Source organism: Methylobacterium sp. P1-11, assembly GCF_008329595.1.
Classification (GTDB): Bacteria; Pseudomonadota; Alphaproteobacteria; order Rhizobiales; family Beijerinckiaceae; genus Methylobacterium.
Window position 1 is genome coordinate 41,075 of record NZ_NPKS01000028.1, and the last position, 16,050, is coordinate 57,124.

Annotated in this window: 18 protein-coding genes and 1 riboswitch; of the genes, 12 read left to right on the top strand and 6 right to left on the bottom strand. The window is 72.4% G+C overall.

All coding sequences use genetic code 11. From position 1 onward, the window contains the following. The first annotated feature begins 113 nt into the window (after nt 1-113). From CIW48_RS24185 to crcB, 9 genes are all read left to right on the top strand, one after another. Nucleotides 114-983: a DUF58 domain-containing protein gene (locus CIW48_RS24185; protein WP_149313025.1), complete on the top strand. Its 870-nt coding sequence runs from the start codon at nt 114-116 to the stop codon at nt 981-983. Between the two features lie 51 nt (nt 984-1,034). Further along, complete coding sequence (locus CIW48_RS24190; protein WP_149313026.1) at nt 1,035-1,514, top strand: DUF4381 family protein; 480 nt, start codon at nt 1,035-1,037, stop codon at nt 1,512-1,514. Continuing rightward, the gene (locus tag CIW48_RS24195; RefSeq protein ID WP_173009380.1) at nt 1,511-2,545 is read left to right on the top strand and encodes a VWA domain-containing protein; all 1,035 of its coding nucleotides are present in this window, start codon (nt 1,511-1,513) and stop codon (nt 2,543-2,545) included. Before CIW48_RS24190 ends, CIW48_RS24195 begins: the two co-directional genes overlap by 4 nt. 169 nt (nt 2,546-2,714) lie before the next feature. After that, complete coding sequence (locus CIW48_RS24200) at nt 2,715-3,644, top strand: VWA domain-containing protein (protein WP_149313027.1); 930 nt, start codon at nt 2,715-2,717, stop codon at nt 3,642-3,644. Nucleotides 3,645-3,657: 13 nt separating this feature from the next. After that, nucleotides 3,658-4,578: a tetratricopeptide repeat protein gene (locus CIW48_RS24205; RefSeq protein WP_149313028.1), complete on the top strand. Its 921-nt coding sequence runs from the start codon at nt 3,658-3,660 to the stop codon at nt 4,576-4,578. Nucleotides 4,579-4,646: 68 nt separating this feature from the next. Further along, complete coding sequence (locus CIW48_RS24210) at nt 4,647-5,891, top strand: BatD family protein (RefSeq protein ID WP_149313071.1); 1,245 nt, start codon at nt 4,647-4,649, stop codon at nt 5,889-5,891. A gap of 96 nt (nt 5,892-5,987) precedes the next feature. Then, nucleotides 5,988-6,413 (top strand): EF-hand domain-containing protein, encoded by a 426-nt coding sequence (locus CIW48_RS24215; RefSeq protein ID WP_173009381.1) that lies wholly within the window; start codon nt 5,988-5,990, stop codon nt 6,411-6,413. Nucleotides 6,414-6,592: 179 nt separating this feature from the next. Next, nucleotides 6,593-7,102, top strand: coding sequence for a hypothetical protein (locus tag CIW48_RS24220; protein WP_149313029.1), 510 nt, complete (start codon nt 6,593-6,595; stop codon nt 7,100-7,102). Nucleotides 7,103-7,176: 74 nt separating this feature from the next. Continuing rightward, nucleotides 7,177-7,248: riboswitch (Fluoride riboswitch) on the top strand. Between the two features lie 84 nt (nt 7,249-7,332). After that, entirely contained in the window at nt 7,333-7,722 is a 390-nt protein-coding gene (gene crcB, locus CIW48_RS24225) for a fluoride efflux transporter CrcB (protein ID WP_173009382.1), read from the top strand. Between the two features lie 115 nt (nt 7,723-7,837). Here crcB and CIW48_RS24230 read toward each other — a convergent pair whose 3' ends face one another. Further along, on the bottom strand, nt 7,838-8,668 hold the full coding sequence (locus tag CIW48_RS24230) for a pyruvate, water dikinase regulatory protein (RefSeq protein ID WP_091782644.1): 831 nt from the start codon (nt 8,666-8,668) through the stop codon (nt 7,838-7,840). 475 nt (nt 8,669-9,143) lie between these two features. Between CIW48_RS24230 and CIW48_RS24235 the strand changes: the two genes are divergently transcribed. From CIW48_RS24235 to CIW48_RS24245, 3 genes are all read left to right on the top strand, one after another. Then, nucleotides 9,144-10,316 carry a uroporphyrinogen decarboxylase gene (locus CIW48_RS24235; protein ID WP_173009383.1) on the top strand — a complete coding sequence of 391 codons (1,173 nt, stop codon included), beginning with the start codon at nt 9,144-9,146 and terminating at the stop codon, nt 10,314-10,316. Between the two features lie 4 nt (nt 10,317-10,320). Then, complete coding sequence (gene hemJ, locus CIW48_RS24240; protein WP_149313030.1) at nt 10,321-10,752, top strand: protoporphyrinogen oxidase HemJ; 432 nt, start codon at nt 10,321-10,323, stop codon at nt 10,750-10,752. 83 nt (nt 10,753-10,835) lie between these two features. After that, nucleotides 10,836-11,180 carry a lysozyme inhibitor LprI family protein gene (locus CIW48_RS24245; protein WP_149313031.1) on the top strand — a complete coding sequence of 115 codons (345 nt, stop codon included), beginning with the start codon at nt 10,836-10,838 and terminating at the stop codon, nt 11,178-11,180. A gap of 41 nt (nt 11,181-11,221) precedes the next feature. Here the strand turns inward: CIW48_RS24245 and hisG are convergent, their stop codons facing one another. From hisG to CIW48_RS24270, 5 genes are all read right to left on the bottom strand, one after another. After that, nucleotides 11,222-12,214 (bottom strand): ATP phosphoribosyltransferase, encoded by a 993-nt coding sequence (gene hisG / locus CIW48_RS24250; RefSeq protein ID WP_149313032.1) that lies wholly within the window; start codon nt 12,212-12,214, stop codon nt 11,222-11,224. Then, nucleotides 12,211-13,365, bottom strand: coding sequence for an ATP phosphoribosyltransferase regulatory subunit (locus CIW48_RS24255; RefSeq protein WP_149313033.1), 1,155 nt, complete (start codon nt 13,363-13,365; stop codon nt 12,211-12,213). Before CIW48_RS24255 ends, hisG begins: the two co-directional genes overlap by 4 nt. Before the next feature lie 147 nt (nt 13,366-13,512). Next, nucleotides 13,513-13,755 (bottom strand): hypothetical protein, encoded by a 243-nt coding sequence (locus CIW48_RS24260; RefSeq protein ID WP_149313034.1) that lies wholly within the window; start codon nt 13,753-13,755, stop codon nt 13,513-13,515. A gap of 68 nt (nt 13,756-13,823) precedes the next feature. Then, complete coding sequence (hisS, locus tag CIW48_RS24265; RefSeq protein ID WP_149313035.1) at nt 13,824-15,359, bottom strand: histidine--tRNA ligase; 1,536 nt, start codon at nt 15,357-15,359, stop codon at nt 13,824-13,826. A gap of 132 nt (nt 15,360-15,491) precedes the next feature. Next, nucleotides 15,492-15,995 (bottom strand): DUF3429 domain-containing protein, encoded by a 504-nt coding sequence (locus CIW48_RS24270; protein WP_149313036.1) that lies wholly within the window; start codon nt 15,993-15,995, stop codon nt 15,492-15,494. Nucleotides 15,996-16,050 lie beyond the last annotated feature (55 nt).

Consider the following 16,050-nt stretch of genomic DNA (forward strand, 5'->3'; position numbering starts at 1 on the left):
GCAGATCTTCTCCCCCCTCTGCGGAGGAGGGGGGCTCCCGCGTCAGCGAGGGTCGGGAGGGCGGAGGAAGAGATCCCGCCGGGCACGGCATCCACCTCTCGGGCGAGGCCCTGATGGGCCTGCGCCACCTCGCCCGGCGGGGTTCCGCCCCCGCCACAAGGACGCTGGCGGGCCTGCCGGGCGGCATCGTCACCCGGCGCCGCGGGCGCGGTTCGGAGCCGGAGGATGTCCGCCTCTGGTCCGAGGGTGACGACCGCCGCTTTATCGACCGCAACGCCACGGCCCGTACCGGACAGCTGCACGTCCGCACCCACCACGACGAGCGCGACCGCGCCGTGGTGCTCCTCGCCGATTTCCGGCCCGCGATGCTGTTCGGCACCCGAAGGGCCCTGCGCTCGGTGGCGGCCGCCGAGGCCCTGGCGCTGCTCGGCTGGCGGGTCGCCGCCGATGGCGGCCGGGTCGGCCTCGCGGTGGCCTCCGCCGGCGCACCGACCGTACTGCGGCCCGCGGGTGGCGAGCGTGCCATGATCGCGGTCACCGGCGCCCTCGCCCAGGCCCATGCCGACGCGCTCGGGACCGAGTCCGGTTCCCCGGCGCGCGCGGAGCCGCCGCTGGAGGCGACGCTCGCCCTCGCCCGCAACCTGCTGCCGGCCGGCGGCCACCTCGTCATCGCCAGCGCCCTGGACAATCCCGGCCCGGGCTTCGACGAGCTCCTGACTCTGCTCGCCGAGCGGATCGCCATCCGGCTGATCCTGGTGAGCGACGCCTTCGAGCGCGCCCGACCGCCGGGCTTCTACCCCTTCGCCCTGGCGGATGGCCGCCGCGGGACCGCGCTGCCGACCGCGGCCGGGCCGGCGGGGGATTCCGCCGAGGCCCGGCTCGCCGACTATGCCCGCCGGGGCATCGCGGGCGTGCGCCTCGACGTCGAGACCGGCCCGGAGGCCTACGCGCCGCTCATGGAGCGCCTCGATGCGGTGCTGTGAGGCCGGACCCAGCGGCCCGATCCCCGGCGACCTGATTCGCGGCGCGACCCGATGAATCCCGTCGCGCCCGCCGAGATCCCCCTGTCCCTCGACCAGCTCCGGGGCCTGCACCTGCCCGGCGGCGCAGCCGGCGCCGTGCAGGGCGAGGTCGTCGCGGCGGCCGCCCTCGGCTTCCTCGCCGCCCTGCTGGTGGGGCTCGTGCGCTACGGGCGCGGCCGGGCGTGGGCCACCATCCGCCGGGCCGCGCTCGCCGAGCTCGCCCGGAGCCGCGGCCTCGACCCAGAGGCGCGTCTCGTCGCCCAGGCCCGGCTGCTACGCCGCCTCGACCGCTCCCTCGACCGGTCCGGCGAGACCGGGACCCGGGCGATGGGTGCCGACTGGGCGGCCCGGCTGGACGGGCGGTTCCGAACCGACTTCTTCACCCGGGGCGCCGGCCGGGTGCTCGCCGACGGGCTGTACCGGCGGCAGGATCCCGACCTCGACGCCCTGGACGCCGAGCTCTCCCGCCTGATCGGGCGGCTGCGGGCATGAGCGCGCTCCTGCCCGCGTGGCTCAGTGCGTTCCTGTCGGTCTTCGACGTCGCGGCACCCTGGGCGCTGCTGGCGCTGCCCCTGCCGCTGATGGCCGCGCGCCTGATCCCGGCGGAGCCGGAGGGCGGCAGCGGCGCCCTGCGCGTGCCCGCCACCCTGGTGGGCGGGGCGCGCTCCGGCGCCGACCTCGCGGCCCGGGGGCGCCGCCGGGCCCTGCTCACCTGGACGCTCTGGATCGCCCTGGTGGTGGCTTTGTCGGGGCCGCGGCTGGTGATGCCGGCGGCCGCACTCCCGGCCTCGGGCCGCGAGATCATGATCGCCATGGACCTGTCGGGCTCCATGGAGCGGCGCGACTTCGCCCTCGACGGCGAGACCGTGAACCGGCTCACCGCAGTCAAGCGCGTCGGCACCGACTTCATCCGGCGCCGGGCCGGGGACCGGATCGGCCTCGTGATCTTCGCCGACCAAGCCTATGTGGCGGCGGCGCCGAGCTTCGACACCGCCGCGGTCGCCCGGGCGCTGGACGAGGCCACGATCGGCATCAGCGGCCGCTCCACCGGGATCGGCGACGGGCTCGGGCTCGCTCTGCGCCGCCTGGACCCGCGGGACGCAGGGGGGGACGCCGCCGGGGTCAGGCCGGGCGAGAAAGCCGCGAAGGCCGTGATCCTGCTGTCGGACGGCGCCAACAATGCCGGCCAGACGGCCCCCAAGGACGTGGCGGAGCTCGCCAAGGAGCTGGGCATCAAGGTCTACACGATCGCGCTGGGCCCGCGCGACATGGCCGACGCCGACGGCGAGCAGGACGTGGTCGACACCGAGACCCTGCGGGACATGGCGCAGGCGAGCGGCGGCGAGGCCTTCCGGGTCCGCACCACCGAGGATCTGGTCCGGGTCGCCGACGCCATCGACCGGCTGGAGGGCGGCCGCGCGCTCGCCCCGCCCCTGCCCCTACGCCGGGACCTCTGGCCCTGGCCGGCCGCCCTGGCGCTGCTGGCCGCCGCCGCGCTGCTCGCGAGCCGGAGGGGCGCGTGATGGATCCACATCCCCCACCTCCGACCAACGCCCTCGTCCTGATGTGCCCGAGCGTAGCGCAGGCCTCGAAGGACGCCGCCAGCCGGCCGCGCAATCCCTGGAACCCTCCTTCAAGGCTCGCTACGCTCGCACCTCAGGATAAGGGGATCTGGGCGAGAGGACCGGCCCGATGAGTCTCCTCGGCACCGTCGCGCTGCTGCGCCCCTGGTGGTTCCTGGCGATCCCGGTCGTCGTCCTGCTGGCGTTGCGCGCCGCGTGGCGCTCGGCGCCTTTGGGCGACTGGGCCCGGGCGGTCGACCCGGCGCTGATGGCCCATCTCGCCCGGGCCGGCGCGGTACTCGGCGGGCGGCGGCAGGCGAACCTCTCGGCCGCGCTGGCGGCCGGGCTGATCGCCCTTGCACTGACCGGACCGGCCGTGGAACGGGCGGACGGGCGGACCTTCCGCAACCTCGACGAGACCGTGATTGTCGTCGATCTCTCCCGCTCGGTTACCGAGGGCGGCAACCTCCAGGGCGTTCGGCAGGCCGCCGCCGCTGTGGCCGAGGCCGCCGGCACCCGGGCGGTCGCCCTCGTGGTCTACGCGGGCGACGCCTACCTCGCCGCCTCCCCGACCACGGACCGCGACAGCCTCGGCACCACCCTGTTCGCGCTGGACGCCGACACGGTGCCGGACCGCGGCTCCCATCCCGAGCGCGGGCTGGCGCTGGCCCGCCGCACCCTGGCGGAGGCCAACGTGGTGGCGGCCGACGTGGTGCTGATCAGCGATGGCGACGGCATCGGCGAGGCCGCCACCCGCGAGGCCCGCGCCATCGCCGAGCACGGCTGGCGACTCCAGACCCTGTTCGTCCCGGCCGACAAGCCGCTGCCGTCCGGAGCGCCCAAGCCCGACCGGACCGCCCTCGACGCCCTCGCCCGGGCCGGAGGCGGCACGACCGCCGACATCGCGACTCCGGGCCCGGTGCTCGACGCGGTCGGCGCCGGACTCGCCCAGCACCTCGCGGCCGGCGGCTACGGCGTCCTGGCCTACGCGGATCTCGGACGCTGGCTGCTGCTGCTGGCGGCGCTGCCGGCCCTGCTGCTGTTCCGCAGGAGCGCATGATGAGGAGCGCGTGATGCGGCTCACCCTCCCCGATACGGGCTTCGCCGCCCCGCTCCGGGCCGGCCTGCCGCCGCGCTGGCGGCGCCGCGCGCGGATCGCCGGCCTGGCGCTCGCCGGAATCGCCCTCCTGGCTCTGCTCGCGATCTCGCAGCCCCGCACCGGCTTCGGGCGGCTGCTGATGGGACTCGGCCTGCCGGGCCTCGCCGCCGATGTCTTCGTCGATCCGGCCTGGCGCGCCGCCGCGCTCTACGAGGCCGGCCGCTACGACGCGGCGATCGCGCTGTTCCGCACCGGCGGACGGCGCGCGAGCTACAATCTCGGCAACGCCCTCGCGAAGGCCGGCGACCTCGACGGGGCGCTCGCGGCCTACGACGAGGCCCTGCGCTTCAACCCCCGCGATGCCGACGCGCAGGCCAACCGCTCGCTGATCGCCCGGATGCAGGCCGAGGTGATCGACCGCGGGCCCGGCGGCGGCATCGCCAACGGCACGGCCCAGTACGGCGCCCGCTACAACAACACCGCCAACCAGGATCAGAACAACGACATCAACGCCGCCTCCAGCGGCGAGGGTCTGGCCGGCAACAAGGAGTCCAACGCCAGCGCGTCGCTGCCCGGCAACAGCAAGGTCGCCCGCCGCGGCAAGGCCGAGCAGCAGTCGATCGACGCCGGCAAGGGCCAGGCCCGCGGCTCCGCGGGCGACGCGGCGGGTCGGGGCCGGACCGGCGGCGGCGCCGCCATGGTGGCCGAGGCCCCCGAGCGGGAGGTCCGCCGGGTGACCAAGAGCTTCGAGGCCCACGAGATCCGCCCGGACCGGCTCTGGCTCCAGACCCTGCCGGACGATCCCGGCCGCTATCTCAAGCTGCGCCTGCGCGCCGAGCAGACCCGCCGGGTCGAGGCCGGCACCGCGATCCCCGCCGGGAGCAACCCGTGGTGAGTTGTATTGGGTTTTCCCAAACGCGCTGCCTCCCGCCCCCCGCTGCGGGGAGAGGGAGGGCGCGCGTCCTGCTCGCCCTCGTCCTCAGCCTCCTCGCCCCCATCCCGGCCCAAGCCGAGATCGAACCCGGCGACCTCACCCTGACGGTGACCGCCGAGCTGAACGGCAACAGCGCGCCCTTCTCCCGCGAGATGGTGCTGTTGAAGATCCATGGAGTCTACAAGCAGCCGATCCTGCTGGAGGAGGTGGTGCAGCCCTCGCTCGCCAATTTCTCCTGGACGCAGCTTGGCCGCGATCACTGGAGCAAGACGAAGCTCCCCGACGGCCAGAGCGCCATCGCGTTCGACCGCACCGTGGCGGTCTTCCCGCACCATGCCGGGCAGTTCACCATCGAGCCCTTCACCCACAAGCTGACGATCAACGATGTCGGCGAGCGGCGGGTGGTCGAGGTGCGCTCGAAGCCGATCGCCTTCCCGGTGGCGGCCTGGACCGAGCCCACCGGCGGTCCGGACGCCAAGGAGCCCTGGTGGCTGCCGGCCAAGGACGTCGCCATCACGGATTCCTGGAGCCCGGACCCCGAGACCATCAAGGTCGGGGAGACCACCCGCCGGATCGTCACCCTGGAGGCGCAGGGCATGGTCGCGGAGGGCCTGCCGCCCCGGCCGGTGATGCGCACCCGCGGCATCATCACCTTCGCGGGCCCGGTGACCCGCGAGACGCTGCTGACCCCTTCCGGGCCGGTCGCCCGCGCCACCTACCAGTGGGACGTGAAGCCCGGCGTGCCGGAGATTATTCCCCTCGACGCCATCGCGATCCCGTGGTTCGACACCAGCACCCGCACGATGCGCGAGACCGAGATCCCGGCCCGGCAGATCGGCGGCGGCCTGCCCGACCGCGAAACCGACCGGGCGCCGCCCCTGATCCCCTCGCCGCTCGTGGTCGCCGCCGCGGCGCTGGCCGCCTTCGGGCTGGGCCTGGCGCTGATCGGCTTCGGCCTCGGCCGGCCGCGTCTGCGCCTCTCCGCCGCCGCGCGCCGCGCGCTGCATCAGGCGGCCCGCGCGGGCGACGCGGCCCGGTTCCGCGCGGCCCTCGACGCGGCGACGCGGGAAGCCCCCGACCTCGCCCGGATCTGGCGGGCGCGGCCCGACCTCGCGGCCGCGTTCGCGGCCCTCGACCGGGCGGTCTTCGGCGCGTCAGGCACCCCCGTCCCCGACCTGCGGGCCCTGGCCCGGACCCTGTCACGCCCCGAACCGGGCGCCGCCGCGGCCCCGGGGCCGGAGCGGCTCGCGCCTCTGGACGGTCCGCTCCGCTGAGCGAAGCGCCGCTCCGCACCTTGTGAAGGCGCGTCCCGGAACGTCGCGGGGGGCCGTGATTTGGGATGCCGGCACCGATTACCACGGAGATCCTCCATGCCCGCGACTGCGCACAGACCCGTCCTGGCCGCGACGCTCGCCGCCGCCCTCCTCCTGCCGGCCACGCTCCCGTCCACGGCCCTCGCCCGGTCCTCCGGTACCGAGCGCACGCTCAAGATGGTCGACACCGACAAGGACGGCACGATCGATCTGGCCGAGGCCCGGGCCGCGGCCGGACAAGTCTTCGACGGCGCCGAGACCGACAAGGACGGGACCGTCGACGCCAAGGAGCTGAAGGGCCGGCTCAGCAAGAAGGACCTGAAGGCGGCCGACACCGATTCCGACGGCACCCTCGACCGCAAGGAATACCTCGCCCTGGTCGAGCAGCGCTTCAAGGCGGCCGACCCCGACAATGACGGAACGCTCGATGCGAAGGAACTGAAGACTCCGGCTGGACGCAGCCTGCTGCAGCTCCTGAAATAATCCCTGCTCCCGGAGCTTCCGCCTTTGCACAGTTCATGAGCAAGTATTATTCCTGTGCAATAGCTCAAGATACGGGCAGGCATCAATATTTTGCACTATCTTGCGTCATCTGAATTGGCCCCGTAGGTTTCGGTTACCCGGGCGACAAAGCATCGGGTGAACCACCAGGGAGGAGCGCGATGGCACGCGCCAACGAGGTCAAGGACAGGTTTCGCGCTCGACTGCAGGAGGCCGATGCCCGCAGCAACGACTTCCGCAAGAAGCTCCTGGAGGAAGGGGCCCGGGCGCTGGAGCCGGTGGTCGGCGTCCTGAACCTCATGGCCGAAGTCCTCAACGAGGAGGACAACGTCCATGGCAGCATCACCGGCCTTGAGGCCAAGATCGATCAGGACAATTTCATCAGCCTGTGTGCGCGGCTGCGCGGGACCGATACCGAGCAGAAGATCAAGATCAAGTACGGTCCGGAACTCGGCGGCAGCAACTACATCTCGGTCTCGGGCCTGAACCAGCGCTACAACGAGCGCCTGATGCCGGGTGCTGCGAGCTGTGCCATCGGCCGGACCGTCGGCAGCGACATCCAGCTCGACGAGCACCGGGGCGACGAGCTCGCCGAGGTGGTCCGCGAGGTGGTGGAGGATTTCTACGCCGCCCAGATCGAGCAGCGCAGCCACTTCGCCTACGCCCGCTGACGCGCGGAGCGGCACGACCCGGCGCGGAAGCGGGAAAACCGGGATTCCCCTTCCCGCCAACCTGCGCTAAGCCTGTCCCCGATGGGGATGGAGCTCCCCGACAACCGCCCGGCATCCGATGCCGGGCTGATGGCTCCTACCGCACGGGCGCGCCTTTCGCCGTCCGCGGTGGGGCCGTGCGCCGAAGCCGCGACAGGACATGGCCGCCCGACCGAACAGGAAGGGCAGGTATGATCAACACCCTCATCGTCGTCGTCGGAGCGGGGCTCGGTGGCGGTTTCCGCCACGGGATCAATGTTGCGGTCGCCCGGCTGCTGCCGGGTCTTGGTTTTCCCCTCGCCACGCTGATCATCAACGGGCTGGGCTCGTTCCTGATGGGCGTGCTCGCCGAGAGTTTTGCCCTGCGGGGCGCCGCCGGCCACCCGGCCCGGCTGTTCCTGACCACCGGAATCCTCGGCGGCTTCACGACCTTCTCGACCTTCTCGCTCGACGCGGTCAGCCTGTACGAGCGGGGTGAAACAGGTATGGCCGCTCTCTACGTCCTGGCCTCGGTCGCCGCCGGCCTCGTGGGCTTGGTGGCGGGCCTCGCTCTGGTCCGGGCGGTCTTGAGCGGCAGCTGATACGTCCCGGTTTCCAAAGATCGAGACCTTTCGCGGGTCCAGGGCGGAGCCCTGGTATCTCAGGGGCTCCGCCCCCGAATCCCGCCAAAGGGCTCAGCCCCTTGGGAACCCCGTCTCAATCCGCGATGAATTTCAGGCGGTGGTCGCGGTGGAGGTCGACGATCGCCGCCGCGGTCTCCTCGATGGAGCGGCGGGTCACGTCGATCGTCGGCCAGCGGTTCTTGACGAACAGCCGGCGGGAGGCGGTGATCTCGTCGGCCACCGCCGAGCGGTCGACGTAGAGGGAGGATTCGTCGGCGTTGAGGCTGGAGAGCCGGTTCTGCCGAATCTGCACGATCCGCTCCGGCGAGGCGAACAGGCCGACGACCAGGGGCTTCTTAGCCCGTTCGATCGCCGGCGGCAGCGGCATGCCCGGCACCAGCGGCAGGTTGGTGGTCTTGAGGCCGCGATTGGCCAGGTAGATCGAAGTCGGCGTCTTCGAGGTCCGGCTGACGCCGAGCAGGATCACGTCGGCCTCTTCCAGATCGTCCGGCAGGTTGCCGTCGTCGTGGGCCAGCGTGAAGTTCATCGCGTCGATGCGCTTGAAGTACTCGGCATTCAGCATGTGCTGGGCGCCGGGCCGCGCCGTGGTCTCGGCGCCGAGATAGGCGCGCAGCAGGTCGTGGACCGGCCGCAGCACCGACAGGCAGGGGGATCCGGTCTCGCGGGCGACCTCCTCCAGCCGCTCGCCGAGATCGCCGCCCACCAGGGTGTAGAGGACGAGGCCCGGCGCCGCCCGAATCTCGGAGATGACCCGGTCCAGCTGCGCGGCCGAGCGCACCAGCGGGTAGACGTGCTCGATCGCCGACACGCCCTCGTACTGCGCGGCCGCGGCGCGCCCGACATTGATCAGCGTCTCGCCGGTGGAATCGGAGACGAGGTGGAGGTGGAAGTAGCTGCGGCCCATTCCGATCGCCTCTGCGGTCGACTCTGCGGCCGCCTTGCGCGGCGCCCACGTTGTCCACCGCCGGCCGCCAGGGGAGTCGATGAGTGTGGATAGGATGCCCGACTGGGCCGGTCCAGGCCGATTCTCTTGCGCGCTATCGACTCCGCCGTTCACAGGCAGGCAGGCGGGACGCGCGGAATCCGGGCCTCTGGGAGAATCCGGGACGCATCCGGGGCCCGTACACGACTCGGCGTTGCCAAGGTGCTGTCGGACCATCCGGTTCTCGCAAGATGGAGCAAATCCTTTAAAGCCTCGTTAACGGCGCAGCGTCGGGGACCGCCTGTGGACGCTTTTGTGCCCCCGAGATTCGGCCCCCCAATAGAAAAAACAGAGTCCTAGAATCTCTCTTTTCTTTTCGAAGGGGCCTGTGTGGGGATCGCCGCGCCGCGACTCGACAGGACGCGCGCCGACGGGCATGCGGGATGACGGAGACGGGATGGGAACGACCATGACGGGGACGGAGCGCGAGTCCGGGCGGAAGACGTCCGAGCGGAAGGTGCTGCGCGTCCTCGAAGGCGAGGCGATCGGACCGCCTCCCGCCTGGATGATGCGCCAGGCCGGCCGCTACCTGCCGGAATACCGGGCGACCCGGGCGGAAGCCGGCTCGTTCCTCGACCTCTGCTACAGCCCTGATTTCGCCGTCGAGGTGACGCTCCAGCCGATCCGCCGCTTCGGCTTCGACGCGGCGATCCTGTTCTCCGACATCCTCGTCATCCCGCACGCACTCGGCCAGGACGTGCGCTTCGTGGAGGGCGAGGGCCCGCGCCTCGACCCGCTCGACGGACGTGAGGCCTACGGCCGGCTGCGCGAGGCCGGCGACCCGGCGGTCATGACCCACCTCGCGCCGGTCTTCGAGACGGTGACGCGGCTGCGGGCGGAACTGCCGGACGAGACCACGCTGCTCGGCTTCTGCGGCGCGCCCTGGACGGTGGCGAGCTACATGATCGGCGGCCGCGGCACGCCGGACCTCGCCCCCGCGCGGGCGCTGGCCGAGGGCGACACCGCCCTGGTTGACGCCCTGATCGACCGCCTCGTCACCGTGCAGACCGACTACCTCGTGCGCCAGCTCGAGGCCGGCGCCGATGCGGTGCAAATCTTCGAATCCCATGCCGGAACCCTGCCGCTTGCTGTTTCGGCTTCCGGCGGCACGGTCGAGCCCGTCGGCGACGTCGCCGAGAGCGCCCTGCCGGACGCGCCCGCCGCCGATGCCCTCACCCGCTGGTCGCTGCAGCCCATCGCCCGGATGGTGGCCGGCGTCCGCGCCCGGGTGCCCGGCGCCAAGATCATCGTGTTCGCCCGCGGCTCGGGTCTCGACGGCCATGCGCGGGTGGTGCCGGAGACCGGCGCCGACGCGGTTGGGGTCGATTGGGGTGTGGACCTGAAGGCCCTGCGGGAAACGGTGCCGGCCACGACGGTGACGCAGGGCAACCTCCATCCCGACACGCTGATCCAAGGCGGCGCGGCCCTCGACGCGGCGGTGGACACCGTGCTGGCGGCGACCACCGCCCTGCCGCACATCTTCAATCTCGGCCACGGCATCACGCCGCAGACGCCGGTCGCCCATGTCGAGCGGATGCTCATCCGGCTCCGCGGCCAAGCTCAGGTCTGAGCCCGTGCTGTACGACTGGATCAAGGCCGGCCACGTCATCAGCCTGATCGCCTGGATGGCCGGGATGCTCTACCTGCCCCGGTTGTTCGTCTATCATGCGAGCCTGCCGCCGGGCTCGGAGGCGCAGAGCGCAACCTTCAAGGTGATGGAGCGCCGCCTGCTCAAGGCGATCATGAACCCGGCGATGATCGCCACCTGGGTGTTCGGGCTGGCGCTCGCCTGGATGAGCGGCTTCTACGCGAGCCCCTGGCTGCAGGCGAAGTTCGTGCTGGTGCTGGCGATGTCGGGGATCCACGGCTGGCTCGCCCGGATGGTCAAGGATTTCGCCGCCGACCGGAACACCCGCGGCCACCGGTTCTACCGGGTGCTCAACGAGGTGCCGACGCTCCTGATGATCGGCATCGTCATCCTGGCGATCGTCAAGCCGGGCCCCTGATTCCGGGATCCTGTGGTCCCAGGTCGATTCATCCTGCCGCCGCTCCGGCCGGAGCCTTTACGGCGGCGGGCCGTTAGGTGGCCATGTCGAAGCCTCTCGTCCTCGTCCTGTCGCTTGGCGTGCTTGCGGCCGCCTCGCCCGCCCGGGCCGCAAGCTTCCCGTGCGACAAGGCCGGGGCTCCCGACGAGGCGGCGATCTGCGCCCATCTTCCGCTCAACGACCGGGACGTCGAGATGGCGACCCGGTTCGAGATCCTGAAGAGTGTGCTGCCGATGGGCGGCCAGGCGAAGCTGCGCGACGACCAGGAGGCGTGGCTGCAAGAGCGCCGCGGCTGCGGGGGCGATGTCGCCTGCCTCACCGCAGTCTACGACGCGCGGCTCAAGGTGCTGCGCGGGGTGCTGGCGGAATTCGCCAAGCAGGGGCCTTAATAGCGGAAGCCTCACGCTGCAGACGAGATCCAGCGAGCCGTTCACAACCGCGCCAGAAGCCGCTCCGCCAGCGGGTTCTCGGCCGCGAAGGCGTAGTCCACCCGCCGCACCGTCACGGCCCGGGCGCCGGCCTCCACGAGGGCATCGGCGAGGTCGAACACCGCAGCCTCCTTGCAGCGCAGCACGATCTCGCCGTCGGGGCCAGTCGGCGCGCCGTAGGGCAACGCGGCCTCGTGCAGGCTCGCGATGGTGGCGAGGTCGATCGGGCCGCTCTCCGGCAGGGCGGCGCGCACCTCCCGGGTGGTCCGGGCGCGCTCCTCGGCGGCGATGCGGCCGAGCACGGTGCGGAGCGCCGCACGCTGGCCCTCGCCCCAGGGCGCCTTGAGCGAGGCGACGAGGTTCGCCTCCGAACGCAGGATGATGCCGTCGTCCAGCACCTTCAGGGCGTTGGCCGAGAGCGTCGCCCCCGTGGTGGTGATGTCGACAACGATCTCGGCCGAGCCCGCGGCCGGCGCCCCCTCGGTGGCGCCCAGGCTCTCGACGATCCGGTAATCGGCGACGCCCTTCTCGGCGAAGAACCGGCGGGTCAGGTTCACGTACTTGGTGGCGACCCGCAGGCGGCGCCCGTGGCGGGTGCGCATGCCGGCCGCCACCTCGTCGAGGTCGGACATGTCGCGCACGTCGATCCAGGCCTGGGGCACCGCCACCACCACGGTGGCGTTGCCGAAGCCGAGCGGCGTCAGCAGCTCGACCTGGCCGCGCACGTCCGGGAGGGTCTCGCGGATCAGGTCCTCGCCGGTGACGCCGAGATGGGCGCTGCCCGAGGCGAGCTGCGCGGCGATCTCGGAGGCCGAGAGGTAGCGCACCTCGACGTCGGGGACGCCCAAGAGCTTGCCCCGGTAGTCGCGGGCGCCCGCTCCTTGAGCGAGCTTCAGCCCGGCCCGGCCGAAGAACGCGCTGGCATTCTCCTGCAGGCGGCCCTTGGACGGGACGGCGAGGATCAGCGGCATGATGGTCGCGTCCGAGGCACTCATCGGCCAGCTCCCGCCACGCGCTCGATCCAGAAGGTGCAGCCCACCGCGGGCAGCGGCGTCGGGCTGCCGAGATGGCCGAGCAGGCCGTCGTAGCGGCCGCCGCCGACCAGGATCGGGCCCTCCCCCGACGCATCCCCCTGGGTCACCTCGAAGATGAAGCCGGTGTAGTAGTCGAGGTTGCGGGCGAAGCCGCCCTGGAAGCGGAAGCGCTCGATCGGCAGGCCGCGGGCCGCGATGAAGCCGGTGCGCTCCTCGAACAGGTCGAGGGCGGCCGCGAGGGCGTCGTGGCGCAGGCCTGCATCGGCCACCAGCGCCCGCAGGTCGCGGGCGGCGGCATCCGGATGGCCGGCGATCGCCCGGTAGCGGTCGAGCAGCGCGCGGTTCTCGGCGTTGAGCCCGGCCCCGCCATGGGCCTGCGCGGAGGCCTTGGCGAGAAAGCGCTCGGCGATCTCGCCGGCGCTGCGACCGCCCACCGCCGAGATCCCGGCAATCGCCAGCACGTCCTCCACGAAGGCCCGCACCCCGCGCGGGTCCTGGCCCTGGATCGCCGCCAGCAGGCCGGCATGGGGATCCTCCGGGCGGACGCCCTCGGCGCCGTTGGTCACGGCATCGAGCGAACGGCCGGCGGCGAGCGCCCGGAGCGTCCGGCGCTTGGCGGCGGGCGGGACCGCGAGGCTGTCGAGGAGCGCCACGGTCAGGCCCATGTCGCCGAGCCGCACCGCCGGATCGGTCCGGCCGAACAGCGCGAGGCCTTCCAGGGCGAGGCCCAGCACCTCGGCGTCGGCCGCTGGCGTGTCGGTGCGCCCGATCGATTCGATCCCGGCCTGGAAGAACTCGTCGGGCTCGTCGGCGGCGAGCCGGAAGACCGGGCCGCAATAGCTGTAATCGGCCGCCCGGCCGTCGGCCACGGCCCGGTGCAGGCGGCAGACCGGAATGGTGAATTCGGGCCGCAGGCACAGCTCGGCGCCGCCCGCATCCTGCGTGACGAAGATCCGCCGGCGGATATCCTCGCCCGACAGCTCGAGGAACGGCTCCAGCGGCTGCAGCACCGGCGGCGTCACCGGCCGGTAGCCCGCCGCCGCCAGATGCGCGGAGAGCCGCGTGCGCGCCGCGTCCCCCGCCCCCGTCTCGCCTGCCTCCGGTCGTGTCATCGCAATCCACCTCGCGGGCGCTCTGTAGCAACCGCGGCCGGACTTGGCGACACGCCCCGATGCGGGGAGAGGCCGGCCGCGCGCGCAGGATTGCGCAGGGGCCCGGCGGCGCCGGCAGCCGTCACGGGATCGGAGCGTCGGATCCTCTCAGAGCGGCCGGCCGCCGCCAAGGCGCGCGCCGCGCGGGCGCCGGACGGCCTTGCGGCGGGCGAGCACCGTCAGGGCCGGGGCACCCGCCATCCCGGTGCTCAGGATCGGGGCGCTGCCGGTCCCGGGGGTGGCCTGGGCGACGGCGCTCGGCAGGCAGTCGAGGACCTGCCGGGCGGCCCAGACAGGGCCCGCACCGGCGCAGAGCAGGCCGGTGGACAGGATGAGGATCTTCGCGCGCATCCCGACATCTCCGCGGCACCGTTGGACGATAACGCCGCCGGAGCCGCCGCGTTCGATGCACGCGTGCCTCAGGTCTCCGAAGCCGTGAAATGCCGGGCCAGCACGGCGCGGACCTGCGCCACCAGATCGGCTTCGGGACACGAGAACTGGGCGGGCCGCGCCGCCTTCCACTCGGCGTTGCTGGCGATGGATTCGGCTGCCCGGGCGCCCTCGATCAGGTCCTTGATCTGGACCTCGCCGGCCAGCCGCTCGTTCGAGCCCTGGATGATGGCCACCGGAGCGCGGCGACGGTCGGCATACTTCATCTGCGCCTTCATGCCGGCGGCGCCGAGGTAGAGCTCGGCCCGGATGCCGTCGGCGCGCAGGAGCGCGACGAGCCGCTGGTAATCGGCCATGTTCTCCCGGTCGAGGACCAGCACCACCACCGGCCCGGGCGCCTCGGCGCCGGCGATCAGGGGGCTGCCCACCAGCTGCAGGGCCGAGAACAGCCGCGAGACGCCGATCGAGAAGCCGGTGGCCGGGACCGGCTCGGCCCGGAACCGGCCGACGAGGCCGTCGTAGCGCCCGCCGCCCGCCACCGAGCCGAAGCGCACGGTCTGGCCGTCCTCGTTGGTGACTGGGAAGGTCAACTCGGCCTCGTAGACCGGGCCGGTGTAATATTCGAGGCCGCGCACCACGCTCGGATCGGCCCGGATCACGTCGTGGCCGTAGCCGGCGGCGGCGCAGAGGCGCATGATCGCGTGCAACTCGGCGATGCCCGCGCGCCCGGTCTCGGACTCGCCGACCGCCTCGTGCCAGCCGCCGAAGAATTTTTCCCAGAACGCCACCTTGTCGGCGCCGTCCGCGGCATCGGCCTGGAACGACACGTAGGCGAGGATCCGGCCGACCGCCGCCGCGTCGAGGCCCGCGCCCTTGGTGAAGTCGCCGCTCTCGTCCTTGCGGCCGGCCCCGAGCAGGTCGCGCACGCCGTCGACGCCCAGCCGGTCGAGCTTGTCGATGGCCCGCAGCACGGTGAGGCGCTGGCCGGCCTTGTCGGGACCGGCGAGCCCGATCGCCTCCATGACGCCGTCGAGCACCTTGCGGTTGTTGACCTTGACCACATACTGGCCGCCGAGCCCGAGGCGGTTCAGGGTGTCGGCCATCAGCATGCAGGTCTCGGCATCGGCCGCGACGCTGCCGGCGCCGACGATGTCGGCGTCGAACTGCATGAACTGGCGGAACCGGCCCGGCCCCGGCTTCTCGTTGCGGAAGACGTAGCCGGCCCGGTAGCTGCGATAGGGCTTGGGCAGCGCGTCGTAATTCTCGGCCACGAACCGGGCCAGCGGCGCCGTCAGGTCGTAGCGCAGGCTCAGCCACGCCTCGTCGTCGTCCTGGAACGAGAACACGCCCGCGTTCGGGCGGTCGAGGTCGGGCAGGAATTTTCCGAGCGCCTCGGTGTACTCGACGAAGGGGGTTTCCAGGGCCTCGAAACCGTAGAGCTCGAAGCTCCTTCGGATCGTCTCCAGCATTCGCCCCTGGGCGGCGATCTCGCCGGCGCGCCGGTCGACGAAGCCGCGCGGCAGGCGGGGCTTCAGGGTCTCGGCCTTGCTCTCGGCCTTGGACATGGTCGTCTTCGCTTCTTGCGGGCCCGGAATCCGGGTCCAGCATCCGGAGTGACGCGTTCCCGACGGGGCGGGATGTTGAGGCCGGGCTCTAAAGCATGACGGCGGCGAGCGGCAAGGTTGTCGGTGCGACGCTCAGTACGGTGCCGTCAGCTTGAGCCAGAGCAGGGCAGCGAGGCTCACCACGGCGATCGGCATCTGTAGCGGGCGCAGGCGGCCATGCGCCAGCGGCACCTCGCCGGCGCGCGCCGCGATCGGGTCGAGGATTCCGATGGCGGCGTAGCCGAGGATCAGCATCGCGAGCGCCGGCACCGCCTTGCCTATCACGGCGGCGAACAGGCTGGCCAGCCCGAGACCGTACAGGACCAGCATCGTCACGATCTGCGCCACCTGCGGCCCGCCCTCGGTCCGGAAGCTGACCCCCCGGCGTACCCCGGCCAGGAACAGCAGGATCGAGGCCGCATAGAGAAGGGTGAACAGCGCCACCAGATAGTCGAGGGGCTGGCCGTTCAGCCACCACGCCACCGCGGTGCCGAGAGCGATCGGCACCATGGGGCCGAAGCCGAAGATGATGTCGAGCCAGGGGATCCGGCGCGGCTCGTGGGTGGTGAGGGTGCGTCCGGTGGCGTCGTCGCGCATGGCGGTCAGGGGAACTCTCGGTTGGACGGTCTGCTGCGCTGCAGCGCCGGGACGG

Bases quoted from the DNA above. Each gene is read 5' to 3' on its own strand.
- CIW48_RS24185 (WP_149313025.1), top strand. From the start codon at position 114: ATGGGCCTGCGCCACCTCGCCCGGCGGGGTTCCGCCCCCGCCACAAGG.
- CIW48_RS24190 (WP_149313026.1), top strand. From the start codon at position 1,035: ATGAATCCCGTCGCGCCCGCCGAGATCCCCCTGTCCCTCGACCAGCTC.
- CIW48_RS24195 (WP_173009380.1), top strand. From the start codon at position 1,511: ATGAGCGCGCTCCTGCCCGCGTGGCTCAGTGCGTTCCTGTCGGTCTTC.
- CIW48_RS24200 (WP_149313027.1), top strand. From the start codon at position 2,715: ATGAGTCTCCTCGGCACCGTCGCGCTGCTGCGCCCCTGGTGGTTCCTG.
- CIW48_RS24205 (WP_149313028.1), top strand. From the start codon at position 3,658: ATGCGGCTCACCCTCCCCGATACGGGCTTCGCCGCCCCGCTCCGGGCC.
- CIW48_RS24215 (WP_173009381.1), top strand. From the start codon at position 5,988: ATGCCCGCGACTGCGCACAGACCCGTCCTGGCCGCGACGCTCGCCGCC.
- CIW48_RS24220 (WP_149313029.1), top strand. From the start codon at position 6,593: ATGGCACGCGCCAACGAGGTCAAGGACAGGTTTCGCGCTCGACTGCAG.
- crcB (WP_173009382.1), top strand. From the start codon at position 7,333: ATGATCAACACCCTCATCGTCGTCGTCGGAGCGGGGCTCGGTGGCGGT.
- CIW48_RS24230 (WP_091782644.1), bottom strand. From the start codon at position 8,668: ATGGGCCGCAGCTACTTCCACCTCCACCTCGTCTCCGATTCCACCGGC.
- CIW48_RS24235 (WP_173009383.1), top strand. From the start codon at position 9,144: ATGGGAACGACCATGACGGGGACGGAGCGCGAGTCCGGGCGGAAGACG.
- CIW48_RS24245 (WP_149313031.1), top strand. From the start codon at position 10,836: ATGTCGAAGCCTCTCGTCCTCGTCCTGTCGCTTGGCGTGCTTGCGGCC.
- hisG (WP_149313032.1), bottom strand. From the start codon at position 12,214: ATGAGTGCCTCGGACGCGACCATCATGCCGCTGATCCTCGCCGTCCCG.
- CIW48_RS24255 (WP_149313033.1), bottom strand. From the start codon at position 13,365: ATGACACGACCGGAGGCAGGCGAGACGGGGGCGGGGGACGCGGCGCGC.
- CIW48_RS24260 (WP_149313034.1), bottom strand. From the start codon at position 13,755: ATGCGCGCGAAGATCCTCATCCTGTCCACCGGCCTGCTCTGCGCCGGT.
- hisS (WP_149313035.1), bottom strand. From the start codon at position 15,359: ATGTCCAAGGCCGAGAGCAAGGCCGAGACCCTGAAGCCCCGCCTGCCG.
- CIW48_RS24270 (WP_149313036.1), bottom strand. From the start codon at position 15,995: ATGCGCGACGACGCCACCGGACGCACCCTCACCACCCACGAGCCGCGC.